Here is a 13,244-nt window from a genome sequence, read left to right as displayed (position 1 = left end):
ACTATATATCCCTTATCAGTCGGATAGATTCGGCATATTTCTTATTGAGGTTACTATTGCCGATGACACCATCCGTGCCGAAGTAGACACGCCATCCATCCAGCGTGGTGCGTATGGCAGAAGACCACCATTGCCCCCAGTAATAGATTTCATTGAAAGTACCGGTAGAGAGCCTGCGTCCACCGGGCAAAGCAGAGAAACCGGTTACATTATCCGTATCGCCGAATGTGCTCCACAATTCCCTCTTTTTCAATTTATAAGAAGGATAAGGATATAGATAATCACGCAAAGCCCACCATTCGGGTTCTGTGGGCACATGCCATCCTTCTGGTGCTATGCCACGTTCGTCCATCATAGCATCCCAGGTATAGAGTCCGCCAAAAACATCCCGGTAGGTATCCCTTTCGTTGTTGTAATAATAGGTCTCCACCGATGAGCCGTCGCGGTAATGTTCCGTCTTCAGGTTCTCACGCGTCCAGTACTGCGCGGCTATCTTAACGATTGGATAACTATTTTCGTCCACATCGTTCAACTGATAAGGACGCGCCTCCAACCATGCCTTGTATAAATCGTTCGCCCCTAAAACTTCTCCCGAAGAAAGAAATTCTACCTTATGGTTGACAGGAAGCGAACCCGCAACAAACTTGGCTATTTCATTCTTTTCTGTGTTGAACTCTACCGACCCTCCATGTACCGCCCCGCTATTGATATCAAAATCAAAACTCGCATTCATCTTCCTGTTCAACACTTGGGCAATGAAGCCTTTCGTTAAGTCTATCTTACTATTTTCGGCGACAGGGTAGACTACGATAGCCGGAAAATCCAGATTCGAAATGGTACGGGAAAACAGATATTCTTTTGCCGCCATCCCTATCAGGCTATCTCCTTCATATATATGATATACATTGGATTGTGTCCAGTCCAGAGAAGAAATATCCAGTATCTTGGGCAATCGCATAAGTTCTCCGCCATAAGTTCCGCCATCACTCCATTCGTTGACGGAATTTACTGTTACGTACAAGGCATTACTTCTGATGAGGATATGAAAAGTATAGGTAAATCCACTCTCAAGGCGGATGTATTCTTCCATTTTATACGCGTAGTTAATGCCTTTGTGATGAATGGTCAGAAAAATATCTCCCGGGGCAAGTAACTGCGGAACAACGATTGCCTGAAAAGCCTGCTTCGAAAATTCTTCTTCCAGCAAACTACCCTGTAGTTGCATGGAAACATCAGAAACGACCGTATTCGGAGCTACCGATACGGTGCCATCCTCAAGGTCTATGCGCGCATCCAAGCTCATGCCCGAAAGGTACACGTCTATTTCGTCTTCCCAAAAGCCTTCTTCCTCGGACATTACAATGGCAACTATCTTACTCATGCGATGCTGAAAACTCAATCGCACAGTTTCTACAGGCTCCGTTTCCGCAACTTTCGCCCAAAGAAAATCACTGGCTGTATAACCTGCAACAGCTTCCTGATTGCTATTTATTGAAAATAAATGAGAACGGGCGTCTGTCAAAGAGGCATCATACGGATAATAGGCATATATATCTGTTTTGTTCTTTCCCGGCCAACAAGCAGGGTTGTTCGTTATGGGACTCCACTTATTGCTATTATATACATACCCCACGTTGTACGCGTCGCCGGGAGTCAAAAACAAACCTATCTTATCATTTGATTCGAAATGGGTTCCCGTCATACGCCCGGTAGGATGTGTTGAAATAACAGAGGTTAGATTCAACTCACCTCCGGGCAATGACGCATCCTGCACCTGTTCATCCGAACAAGCGTGGATAAAAAGCATCAGAATCAATATATATATGAAATGCCGCATTATAAGTACTTAACTTCTTTGACTATTTTAATGACCGCATCAGGTGCGATTCGCCTTATATTTTTATTTTCTTTCGCTGTTCCAATCACAATGTTAAAGACATAATTATATTGCGATTCAAACAAGATATCCTCCGGTAAAACAAAATACATTGTTTCTCCTTCATAACTCACGGATAAGAAAGGAGTATCCTTGGTTACCCGCTGAGGAGCTATGATTGCTTCGTACGCAAACTCTTTATCGCCCGATATACCCGATCTCCACTTCGGGCGGATAGTTCTTTTTATACCTTCGCGATAACCGGCAGTTCCCCGGCTTATATCAATCTGTGCTTGGGTGAAAGTACCCAGTAACTTTATCTCAGGGAGTTCCTGAGGCTCTTCATAACAGAGGTTAATATCTATACGGCTCAATAAGTGTTGGAAAATAAGTCCTGCCGTATTGTGTTTCTCGGATATATTCTCTGCTTTTGCCCATAGAAAATCCACCTCTTTTTCGTTCTGATCGCCCGACAAATCGAACGGAAAGGCATACGGATCTGTTGCCTTATCTATCGCACGATAGGGCCAATAGGCATACACATCCACCGCGACATCCTCTAAATAAAGGGTGTTGTTTACATCTGCCAGCCATATCCGCCCGTTGTACGTATAGGGAATATGCAGATAGTCCTCGGTGTCTCCTAATGTTCCAGCTACTCCTTCGCTTTGGTAATACACCGGAAAAACTCCGATTTTATCTCCCAGCTCAAAGCCTTTGGGTTGAATGCCCGATATGCTGGCTACAATTCTGGGTTGTACCTTGGATGCTTCAGGCGTTAAAGCATCCATAGGTGAGCAACCCAGAACTAACAAACTTCCCAAAGCCGCAACTATAAAATTCAGACAATATTTTACTTGCATGGCTGTTTAGAGAATTATTCCGCTTCGCCTTCTCCGATAATCGTATCACCTTCGCCCCATGCCTCAATCACTGATTCCAGTTCTATTCCGGTTTGATTGATGGTGAGCTGCAGATTGTACTTCTTACCGTTTTCGAAGGTTAAAGGAGAGGTGGTTGTGTAAAAATAATCAATACCTCCTATACCTATTTTGAACAGTTTCACACCGGTAGCAACTGTTTGAGGTACAACAATGGCTGTAATACCCGAAACTTCTGTTTCGCCCTCTTCGGTTCCGTGCACACCGTTTGCCTGAATACTAACCGCACTACCCGTTGCTTCTCCCAAGGCACCTGTAGGCACAGTTATCGTTGTACTTCCTTTCATCCCGTTGATAGTAACGGTCTGTAAGTTTGTAAGATCCGAGCCGGTGCTCTTTTTAATTGTAAACTCCAATTGAGTCAGCTTGTGCGCAAATGTCAACGGAATAGCATTGGCATTTCTTGCCACATTAGTCTGGGTGGCATACAAGAGGTCGGAAGCCAGATAACCTGCTGTTGTTGTTTGGTCTTCTTGTACAGAGAAAGGTATCGCCGCACTCAACGAAGCCGAAGAAGAGTATGGATGCACGGCATATATATCGATGTTACTGCCATCCATTGGGTAATACAACGGCGTATGTGTAAAACCACCGCTTCCGTTGGCTGTTATCTCTATATTCTCGTACATGTTTACTCCCGACGCTTTATTGATAAACAAACTCAATTTCTCGTTGAGCGCGATTTGAGTTTCCTGCATAGCCCTTGTCGGAGCTATACCCATATCAATACCACTACTCAAGGCGATTGGTGTTTGTTCCGGCAGATTGCTGTCTTCTTTGCTGCAGGATGAAAACACGACACTTGTTGTAACTAACCCTACTAAAAATAATTTATTAATTTTCATTGCTTTTTTCTTTTTGTTATTAGTTCATTAAAAATTCGCAATGCAAAATTAGATACAAAAAACCTCCGGATTTTTACTCCGAAGGTTACTTGTTTTTTCTCGTTAGCTACTTTTTATCTTTTTCTTCCTCATTCGTTGTTTTCTGACGAATTTTGCCGGGTGGTTTACCAAATTTTGCCAGACAGAAATTGTTGAATGACGAAACAGAAGAGAACCCATATTTATCGGCAAGCTCTTTGAAACTTAGCGGAGAGTTGTTTAAGTCCTGAAAGATTAATGCCGCCTTTTGGTCGCTCAACCATTCGGAAGCCGATGTGCCAAACACCTTGCTGAATTGCTTTTTAAACCCCGAGGGGCTATACATAGAGAGGCTTGCCAGCTCCTGCACGCTCTTTACATTTCGGTAATTCTGATACATCAGGTTCATGAACTGTGAGTCTTTGCCAAGAATGGGTGCGAAGAAAGCAGCCAACTCTTCTTTGGTATAATAGGCACGCAACAGAAAGAATAACTCTTTCATTTTCGTGGCAAAATAATAGGAACACTTCAAACCATCGTCTACACAATCTACAAAATGTTCTATATAACTATAGACGCGTTCCTTAATATCCAGCATGTGGAAATCATGCCCTTTTTTCGTTCCATACTCCCGGTAGAGCTGTTCCAAATTCAAACATTCGCACAACTGCAATACACCCCGCACGCGGCAAATGATGATGTGCGTATCCTCCAACACCTTTGCTTCGACATGACTTCCCGGAGGGAAAAAGAGTATTTTCCCCTTTGTAACATCCAAATCAATAAACTTTGCATGAGATAAAGTAAAATGACCGTCGATGACGAACACAATCTCCGTATCTATTAAATCGCGCACAATCTTACTGCCCGCCTCTCTCTTCAGAATCTCCAGCCGGGCGTTCTGTCCTTTTTCGTAGTTATAACACGAAAAGTGCTCTTGTGGATACAAAATTTTCATTCTCTACTTTCTTTTGCGGTCAAACATATATAAAGTTTATCACAAAACAAAGATTGGTTACACATTGTTTTTTACCTCCCCCCTTACTTTGCTGTTCCAAATAAAGAAGGTATTTTTGTGGGCACATGAAGCCCCCTTTACAAAGAAATGAACTCTATATAATGGATAAAGCTTTAATAATTCAATTACCCAAGTTCTTGGACAGGCGAGGAAACCTCTCTTTTATTGAGGGTAATCATCATATACCTTTTCTTATAAAGCGTTCTTTCTGGATATACGATGTTCCGGGTGGCGAAAGTCGCGGAGGATATGCACCCCAAAACACCGAGGAGTTTATCGTAGCACTATCGGGTAGTTTTGATGTGCTGCTGGATGATGGCGTAAATAAAACTACCTTCTCGCTGAACCGCTCTTACTACGGGCTTTATGTTCCTAAAGGTATGTGGCGGCAATTAGAGAATTTCTCGACCAACTCCTTGGCACTTGTCTTGGCTTCGGCTCCATTCAACGAATCGGAGTATATATACGATTACGAACAATTCAAAACTCACACCTCCTTATGAAAGAAAGCAACGTATATGATTGTTCCATGATTGAAATGGATAGGCGTTTTCATGAAAAAGGAAATATGACTGTTGTAGAAAACAACGGTGCTCTTCCATACGAGGTAAAGCGTGTGTATTATCTTTACGATGTTCCGGGAGGCGAAAGCCGCGGTGGTCATGCCCACAAAGAGCTTTATCAGTTGATAGTGGCGGCAAGCGGTAGCTTTAATGTATTGCTCGATGATGGTGTAAACAAACGAACGGTTACACTAAACAGGCCCCATCAGGGACTTCTGCTTGTGCCGGGTATCTGGCGCGAATTAAATGACTTCTCTTCGGGCTCTGTTTGTTTGGTATTAGCCTCGCACGAGTACGACGAAGATGATTATATACGAGAGTATGAGGAGTACCTGAAGTATAAAAAGTAAAACAGGCTCTCCATCACCTCAAAACACAGAAACACCTTAAACCTCTCTTTCTCTTCTATCCATCGGATGTACCAAAAACGGTTCATTTTTTTTACTTTATTTTCAGTTCCTTAGCATTTTTCGATTATTATCTTTACATTTAGCAACTGTATACTATAATCAACAAAGAAACACTAAAAAACGAACGTTTTATGAAAACACAAAAACTTCAACGCCTACTCTGTTTAGTAGTGTTGACATTGAGCTTTAGCGCTCACGCATTTTCTCAAGAGACCAGTACAAAGTATGGAAAAGTAACCGATGACGAGGTTTCCATGACTACCTTCGCACAAGACACGGCAGCCGTTGCCGCTGTTATCTACAAAAGAGGATGGGCGTATTATGAATTCATCAGAGACGACTTTAAGGTTAACTACGTGATGGAAAAGAAAATAAAAATCCTCAAACCCGAAGGAACACACCATGCCGACATAACAATTGCTTATTATAATTCGGAAAAGAACCGCTCACAAGAAGAAAGCGTGACACAAATAGATGCCACTGCCTACAATCTTGAAAATGGAAAGATTGTAAAAACAAAAATAAAGAAAGAGCAAATCTTCCGTGAACGAATAAATGACAGCTACATGCAAGTGAAGTTGGCTATTCCTGCCGTAAAAGAAGGAACGGTTATTGAATTCAAATACAAAATCACTTCCGATTTTTATTACAAGCTCAACGATTGGCACATGCAGGAAGAAATACCGGTAATGTATGCTGAATATGAGCTTACCATACCCGAATATTTTATGTTTAACAAAGAAATGAGAGGTGCTTACTCCATTAAGTTGAAAGAAGAGAGTTCTCCTTTCACCATCAATTTCCCCAATGGACAAGTACTACGTGCCAATGCAGACAAGTTCTCGTTTACCGGAAGTAATTTTCCTGCCTTAAAAGGCGACTCTTATGTGTGGTATCCCAGAGATTATATATCGAAGATAACATTTGAGTTGAGAGGGATTAACTATCCGGGAAGTGTCTATAAATCATTTACCACCACATGGGAAAAGATTGACGAACTGCTGCTGCAAGACAGCGACTTTGGCAGTCAGCTTAAAATGCGCAATCCATTCAAAGAAGAAATGGCTACACTGAACTTGAATGAGCTAAGCATAGAGAACAAAGCTGCGAAGATATTCTGTTTCCTCCGACAAAAAATGAATTGGAACGAAAGCTATGCGCTTTGGGGGCAGGATATAAAAAAGGCAATCAAAGAAGGAACCGGCAATAACGCACAATTCAACTTTGTACTCATCAGCATGCTGAAAGATGCAGGAATCACCGCTTATCCGGTTGTAATGAGCCGACGAAACCGGGGAATCATTCCATACACGCATCCTTCGCTCGATGCTATCAACACGTTTGTTGTGGCAGTAAGAGGAACTGAAGATAAATTGTTCTTCCTGGATGGGTCTATTGTAGATGGGTTTGTGAATATACTTCCAGCTGTACTGCTTACCAACCGGGCAAGAATTGTAAATGCAGAGCCGGGCGAGAAGTGGATTGACCTATCTGATCTGGGCAACAACCAACTACTTTCATTAATCACCGTGAAGCTAAACGAGGATGGAAAGTTGGAAGGCGAACGCTCTAATGTGTACAGAGGACAATTTGCCGCCGAGTATCGCAAAGAATACAAAGCAGCCAAAGACAGTACAGAATACATAGAGAAGATAGGAGAAGATGAAAACATTAGTGTAACAAGCTACACAAGCGAAGGAGTACAAGCCTTCTCGGCAGAGGTAAAAGAGACAATTTCATTTACCAAAGAAACAGACTCCGGTGGAGATTACCTCTACATCAATCCAATGATATTTACACATATCGAAAAAAATCCCTTTACTCAGGAAAGCCGAATACTTCCGGTGGAATTTCCTCACCGATACTCCATACGCAAGTCGGTAGCCTTTACCATCCCCGAAGGATATCAGGTAGAAGAACTTCCTAAGCATGGCATTATTGGCATGGAAGGCGAAGGTGGCAACTGTAAGTTCCTTATTCAGCAGGCAGGCAATGTGATAAGTCTGACCTACACATTTACCATCAAGACGTCTATGTTTAGTAAAGACGAGTATGCTGGTCTGAAAGCATTCTTCGAAAATGTGACCGAGAAGAATAATCAAATGATTGTACTCAAGAAGATAATTCAATAACTCAACGCATTATGAGAATAACATATCCACTTATACTGGCTATTGCAATAAGTTATTCCGCCAAAGGGCAGAACATTAGCGCTATTCCCGAAGAGTTGAAAAAAGACGCGTTCAGTGTAGTTGTGAATAATCAAATTGAATATACGTGCGAATCGAACAAAAACGCCGTAAGGAAAGAAAGTATTACCATTACGATTCTTGATGAGAAAGGAAAAGACAAGGCTGATTTCTTCCAATCCTGCGATAAGTTCCGTTCACTTCAAAAATTCTCGGGAGAGATATTCGACCGCACAGGGCGTTCTGTGCGGAAGATTAAGAAATCGGATTTAACAATGAGCGAGTACTCGTCGGGGCTTTTTACAGACGATTATTTTTACCATTACAGTTGCAACGGCCCTTCGTATCCTTTTACCGTAAAATATGAATGGGAGATGAAACAAAAAGACGGCATTATTAGCTATCCTGTTTTCATGCCGCAATCCTCCTTCAACCAATCCGTACAAGAAGCAACCTACATACTGCACACCGTCAAGGGTATAGAACCCAGATACCGGTTGTTCAATACCGAAAATAAACCTAAAGTAACAGATACGGCAACAGGGAAAACACTAAAAATAACTTTCAGCAACCTGAAGGCACAAGAGCCCGAACGTTTTGGTCCTGCCATTGGAGCACTTGTTCCTTATATATACTTCAACCCGACCGACTTTTTCTTCGACGGAACAGAAGGTAGTTTGGCTTCGTGGGAAAGTTACGGACTTTGGGTAAACAAGTTGTTGAATGGCAGAGATGAACTTCCGCCCGCCTTTGTAGATAAGCTTAAAGAAATGACCGCGAGCTGTACTACCGAGAAGGAGAAAGTAAAAGTCCTATACGAGATATTGGAAACAAGCACCCGCTACGTAAGTATTCAGTTGGGCATCGGAGGTTTTCAACCTATGCCTGCCATGCAAGTAAATAAAACAGGATTTGGAGATTGCAAGGCTTTGTCCAATTACATGAAAGCAATGCTTAAAGCAATCGGGATAAAATCTTATTACTCCGAGATTAGCACCAGTCGCGCGCGTATATTGAAAGATTACGTAAGCCTCAACCAAACCAACCACGCTGTGTTGCAAGTGCCTTTGGCAAAAGATACCCTCTGGCTGGAGTGTACCAATGCGCAAATACCTTTTGGCTACCTGCATCAAGACATTGCCGGACATGACGCGGTGGTAATGAAAGAGAATGGCGGAGAGGTGCAGAAACTTCCATCGTATGCCGACACACTAAACCTGCAAACAAACGCCGCATCGATAACACTGGATGCCGAAGGAAGAGCAGCAATTGATGTTACAACAAAGTCGCACCTGTTTCAATACGAAGACGAAATTGGCATCACCAAGTTAGAACCCAAGAAGCAAATAGACCGGCTACGTTCCGAAATTAGTTTAGCCAAAGCCACCGTAGAGAATGTAGAGTTTAAGGAGGTAAAAGAGGAGAATCCTTATCTGGAAACCAAGTATCGCATAACAAGCGAACAATATGGCAGTCGCACAGGCAATCGCTTATTCATTCCGGTCAATATCTTCCGCAGGAGTTTCAGAAACATGCCCAAGAAAGAGCGCAAACATAACATCTATATAAAGTATGGTTACAAAGACACAGACAGCTTTGTTATTAACAAGCCAGACGGTTATGTAGTGGAAGCTGCGCCCAAACCGGAAGTTATAGAAGGGAAATTCGGCTCTTTCAAAAGCCTTATTCTCTCTACCGATAAGCAGATTGTAGTTATGCACGAGCTAATCTTCAAGACGGGCGTTTACTCTAAAGAGGAATACGAGGAGTTCAGTGCGTTTATTCAAGCAATATCCAGTCAATACAACGGTAAGATTATATTGAGGAAAGAGAACTAAATGCGGTTAAAAATGAAGCCTCAATTGATGGTCTGACTTACAATTTTGTTACTAATAATACAAAAAAGTGAACTGCATCTTGTGATAAGATGCAGTTCACTTTCTATTATTATGAAGTTCAAAAAAGAGTTATCCTCTGGTTAGAACAAGAACCGCAACACATCGTTAAAGTTTGCCCAGATAAGCAAGCCAAATAGCAACAACATACCCGTAACTTGTGCATATTCCATGAATTTATCGCTTGGTTTGCGACGTGCAACTATTTCGTAAAGCAAGAACAACACATGTCCGCCATCGAGTGCCGGAATAGGTAGAATATTCATGAAGGCAAGGATGATAGAGAGAAAAGCAGTCATGTACCAAAATTTGTGCCAGTCCCACTTTGCAGGAAAGATACTACCGATAGTAGCAAATCCACCCAATTGCTTAGCGCCTTCCTTTGTAAATACATGACGCATATCGCTCACATAACCTTTTAGTGTATTGACCCCAAGCATTATACCCGCCGGAAAAGACTCGAAGAAACCATAAGAGACTTTCACTAATGGCATACGTTTAGATACACTGGCATTGGTTATATAGGTTCCTATGATATAAGCAGAATCGGCAAAAGCAGTGGTTTGATGTAGTTCGCCACCCCTATAATAACTTAACAAAAGCTCGCGCGAAGCATTCTCTTTCTTCATGCGCGCTATTTCATTGGTATAATCGGAGTAGGCCACTATCTCCTTATCGTTAAGCCCCACAATACTGTCGCCCGAAAGGAGTCCGGCAACCATCGCTGGAGAACCGGGCGCAACACTATCTACTACATACGAGAAACGATAATCTGCCAACCATTTTTCATTCGATGCCATTAACAGCTGCATCATATCTTCGGGAATATAAACCGACATTTCCTTGCCGTCGCGACGTACTGTTACCTCACGAGAGTCTATCAACTTACGTGGTTCGTAACGATCAAAAGGCACGCCATCTGCCAAGAGTAAGATATCTCCATCTTGGAATCCTGCTTTTTTTGCCGTTTCACTAAATTCCATACCCAACGGAAGATCTTTCACAGATATGTACGAATCTCCCCAAGTAAATAAAATCATGGAATAGATAAAGAGCGCCAATAAGAAATTGAATAACACCCCACCCACCATTACTAAAAGACGTTGTCCGGCTGGTTTGGAACGGAATTCCCACGGTTGCGCCGGTTGTTTCATTTGTTCGGTATCCATTGATTCATCAATCATACCCGATATTTTAACGTAGCCACCCAACGGCAACCACCCTACTGCATATTCTGTATCACTTTTCTTGGGTTTGAACTTAAAGAGTGTAAACCATGGGTCGAAGAATAAACAAAACTTCTCTACTCTGATTTTGAAAAGACGAGCAAACAAAAAATGCCCTCCTTCATGGATGATAACAAGCAAAGATAAACTCATTATCAGCTGAAGGGCACGGATCAAAAATACTTCCATTAAACTATCTATATTACTTATTTATACTCTTAATTAACTCATAAGCCACGCGACGCGCTTCTTCGTCGGTAGCCACGTATTCTTCATAGGTGGGTGTTGCAATGAAAGACAAACGGTTCATGGCTGTCTCTATCACGTCACTCATGCCAAAGAATGATATATTATCTTGTAAGAAAGCCTCTACTACGACTTCGTTCGCCGCATTTAATACACAAGGCATATTTCCTCCTTTATGCATAGCTTCATACGCCAGTCCTAAATTTCTGAAACGAACCGCATCGGGGGTTTCAAAGGTAAGCGCTGCTATTTTCGTAAAATCCAACCGTTCGCAGGTAGAAGTCAATCGTTCGGGATACGAAAAAGCGTATTGAATAGGCAAACGCATATCAGGAATACCCATCTGCGCTTTTATTGAACCATCCTTAAACTGCACCATGGAGTGTATAATAGATTGTGGATGCACCACCACATCTATCTGCTCCGGCGCTACACCAAAGAGCCATTTCGCTTCAATCATCTCAAAGCCTTTGTTCATCATGGTTGCCGAGTCGATAGTTATCTTCGCACCCATGTTCCAGGTAGGATGAAGCAAAGCCTGCTCCGGGGTTACCGTTTCCAACTGTTTCATGGAGTAGTTCCTGAAGGGACCTCCCGAAGCTGTTAGTATCACCTTTTCTATTTCGTTCTGTTCGCCCGTTAAGCACTGAAACACAGCCGAGTGCTCGGAGTCTACCGGAAGAATTGGTGTGCGATATTGCTGCACCAGTTTATTAATCAACTCTCCGGCAACAACCAACGTTTCTTTATTGGCGAGTGCTATGACTTTTCCGGATTTTATGGCATGTATAGTAGGTTTCAAGCCCGAGTAGCCAACCATAGCAGTCAGCACAATGTCTACCGGCTCGGCCGCAGCTACTTCGCAAATGGCTTCGGCGCCGGCATACACTTTAATAGGAAGATCGTCGAGCGCTTCTTTTAGTCGCGAGTAGTTATTCTCATTGGCTACCACTACCACATCGGGCATAAACTTGCGTGCCTGGGCAATGAGTTTATCCACATTATTGTTGGAAGTCAGCGCATATACTTCGTATTTATCGGCATGTTCTTCGATAACCTGCAATGCTTGTGTACCAATAGATCCGGTCGATCCTAATACTGCGATTTGTTTTTTATATACTTGTTCGCTCATCAGTAACTCGTTAATATATAATATACTTTTGCGAATCAACAGCTCTGTCTTTCAGCCATAATTCAAAGTGAAGGTGCGGATCCTCGGCAATAGTACCGGTTTTCCCCAATAGTGCAATAACCTCTCCACCCTTCACGTAATCTCCTTTTTCTTTCAGTAACAATCCACAATGTTTGTACACTGAGATAAAGTTCTGGTTATGTTGTACTACCAACACATGTCCCGAATTAACTGTATAGAGACTGAGTATAACCACACCATCCAAAGCTGCCAACACACTTTCGTTAGGGCTGGCTACGATATCCGTTCCCCAGTGTCCTGCTTCGAGATTAAAGCTATTAATGATATGCCCGCGTATAGGTGCATAGAATATCATTCCGTCTTTTTCTGCTTGCAAGTTCAGTGCCATAAGATTGTACTTCTCGGCCTCTTCGTACTGACGACGAAATTCTTCTTCACGTTCGGTACGCTCCATCAATGAATCTTTCCGGATAGTGGTAAGCTCCTCCATCGTATTGGTTGTGTCTACCCTAACTGTACCACTAAAAATATCCTGGATATTCATAATATACATACTCTGCCTATGCAGTACATCTTCAATAGAATCTACCAGTAATGCGTTTCGCACTATCTGTGCACGCACTTCGCTATTCATATAACCGGGAAGGTAGTTGCGTAGTGGTGTAAAGACCATAATTAATGAGGTAACAATGAAGATGATAAGAACCGTAGCAAGCAACACCGAAAGTCCGTTTAGTTTGGATATACGAATCCCTCCGACCTCTTCCAGTGTGTTTTCATTAAAAATGGAGATCTTATACTTAAACTTAAAATTATGCCACAGGGCTTTATTCAGAAGTTTCCTTTTTTTCGAAGGCATTGTTT

Annotated in this window: 11 protein-coding genes; 4 read left to right on the top strand and 7 right to left on the bottom strand. The window is 42.4% G+C overall.

The window, feature by feature from the left end; all coding sequences use genetic code 11:
* Position 1: 1 nt before the first annotated feature.
* From D0T50_RS02535 to D0T50_RS02520, 4 genes are all read right to left on the bottom strand, one after another.
* Complete coding sequence (locus tag D0T50_RS02535) at positions 2-1,807, bottom strand: fimbrillin family protein (RefSeq protein WP_163221664.1); 1,806 nt, start codon at positions 1,805-1,807, stop codon at positions 2-4.
* A 29-nt stretch (positions 1,808-1,836) separates the two neighbouring features.
* Positions 1,837-2,739: a fimbrillin family protein gene (locus D0T50_RS02530; protein ID WP_163221662.1), complete on the bottom strand. Its 903-nt coding sequence runs from the start codon at positions 2,737-2,739 to the stop codon at positions 1,837-1,839.
* A gap of 14 nt (positions 2,740-2,753) precedes the next feature.
* Positions 2,754-3,662, bottom strand: a complete 909-nt coding sequence (locus tag D0T50_RS02525) for a fimbrillin family protein (protein ID WP_163221660.1) — start codon at positions 3,660-3,662, stop codon at positions 2,754-2,756.
* 106 nt (positions 3,663-3,768) lie between these two features.
* Entirely contained in the window at positions 3,769-4,638 is an 870-nt protein-coding gene (locus D0T50_RS02520; protein ID WP_163221658.1) for an AraC family transcriptional regulator, read from the bottom strand.
* Positions 4,639-4,799: 161 nt separating this feature from the next.
* Between D0T50_RS02520 and D0T50_RS02515 the strand changes: the two genes are divergently transcribed.
* The 4 genes from D0T50_RS02515 (at position 4,800) to D0T50_RS02500 (ending at position 9,698) form a co-directional block, all read left to right on the top strand.
* A complete protein-coding gene (locus D0T50_RS02515; RefSeq protein ID WP_163221656.1) occupies positions 4,800-5,201 on the top strand; it encodes an FdtA/QdtA family cupin domain-containing protein in 402 nt (133 codons plus the stop codon).
* Complete coding sequence (locus D0T50_RS02510) at positions 5,198-5,611, top strand: FdtA/QdtA family cupin domain-containing protein (protein ID WP_163221654.1); 414 nt, start codon at positions 5,198-5,200, stop codon at positions 5,609-5,611. The genes D0T50_RS02515 and D0T50_RS02510 overlap by 4 nt, the downstream gene beginning before the upstream one ends.
* A 191-nt stretch (positions 5,612-5,802) precedes the next feature.
* A complete protein-coding gene (locus D0T50_RS02505; protein WP_163221652.1) occupies positions 5,803-7,803 on the top strand; it encodes a DUF3857 domain-containing protein in 2,001 nt (666 codons plus the stop codon).
* Between the two features lie 11 nt (positions 7,804-7,814).
* Positions 7,815-9,698, top strand: a complete 1,884-nt coding sequence (locus D0T50_RS02500; RefSeq protein ID WP_163221650.1) for a DUF3857 domain-containing protein — start codon at positions 7,815-7,817, stop codon at positions 9,696-9,698.
* A gap of 140 nt (positions 9,699-9,838) precedes the next feature.
* On the opposite strand, the gene rseP is transcribed toward D0T50_RS02500, so the two are convergent.
* From rseP to D0T50_RS02485, 3 genes are read right to left on the bottom strand one after another with little or no spacing between them, the layout of a single operon-like run.
* Complete coding sequence (gene rseP, locus D0T50_RS02495; protein ID WP_163221648.1) at positions 9,839-11,170, bottom strand: RIP metalloprotease RseP; 1,332 nt, start codon at positions 11,168-11,170, stop codon at positions 9,839-9,841.
* Positions 11,171-11,183: 13 nt separating this feature from the next.
* Positions 11,184-12,359, bottom strand: a complete 1,176-nt coding sequence (locus D0T50_RS02490) for a 1-deoxy-D-xylulose-5-phosphate reductoisomerase (RefSeq protein ID WP_163221646.1) — start codon at positions 12,357-12,359, stop codon at positions 11,184-11,186.
* 10 nt (positions 12,360-12,369) lie between these two features.
* Positions 12,370-13,239, bottom strand: coding sequence for a M23 family metallopeptidase (locus D0T50_RS02485; protein ID WP_163221644.1), 870 nt, complete (start codon positions 13,237-13,239; stop codon positions 12,370-12,372).
* Positions 13,240-13,244 lie beyond the last annotated feature (5 nt).

Origin of the sequence: Bacteroides sp. 214 (genome assembly GCF_010501015.1) — a bacterium.
In the GTDB taxonomy this organism is placed as follows: Bacteria; Bacteroidota; Bacteroidia; order Bacteroidales; family Bacteroidaceae; genus Bacteroides.
The sequence above is the reverse complement of the archived record's forward strand: the minus strand, read 5'-3'. Positions and strand labels throughout refer to the sequence as shown.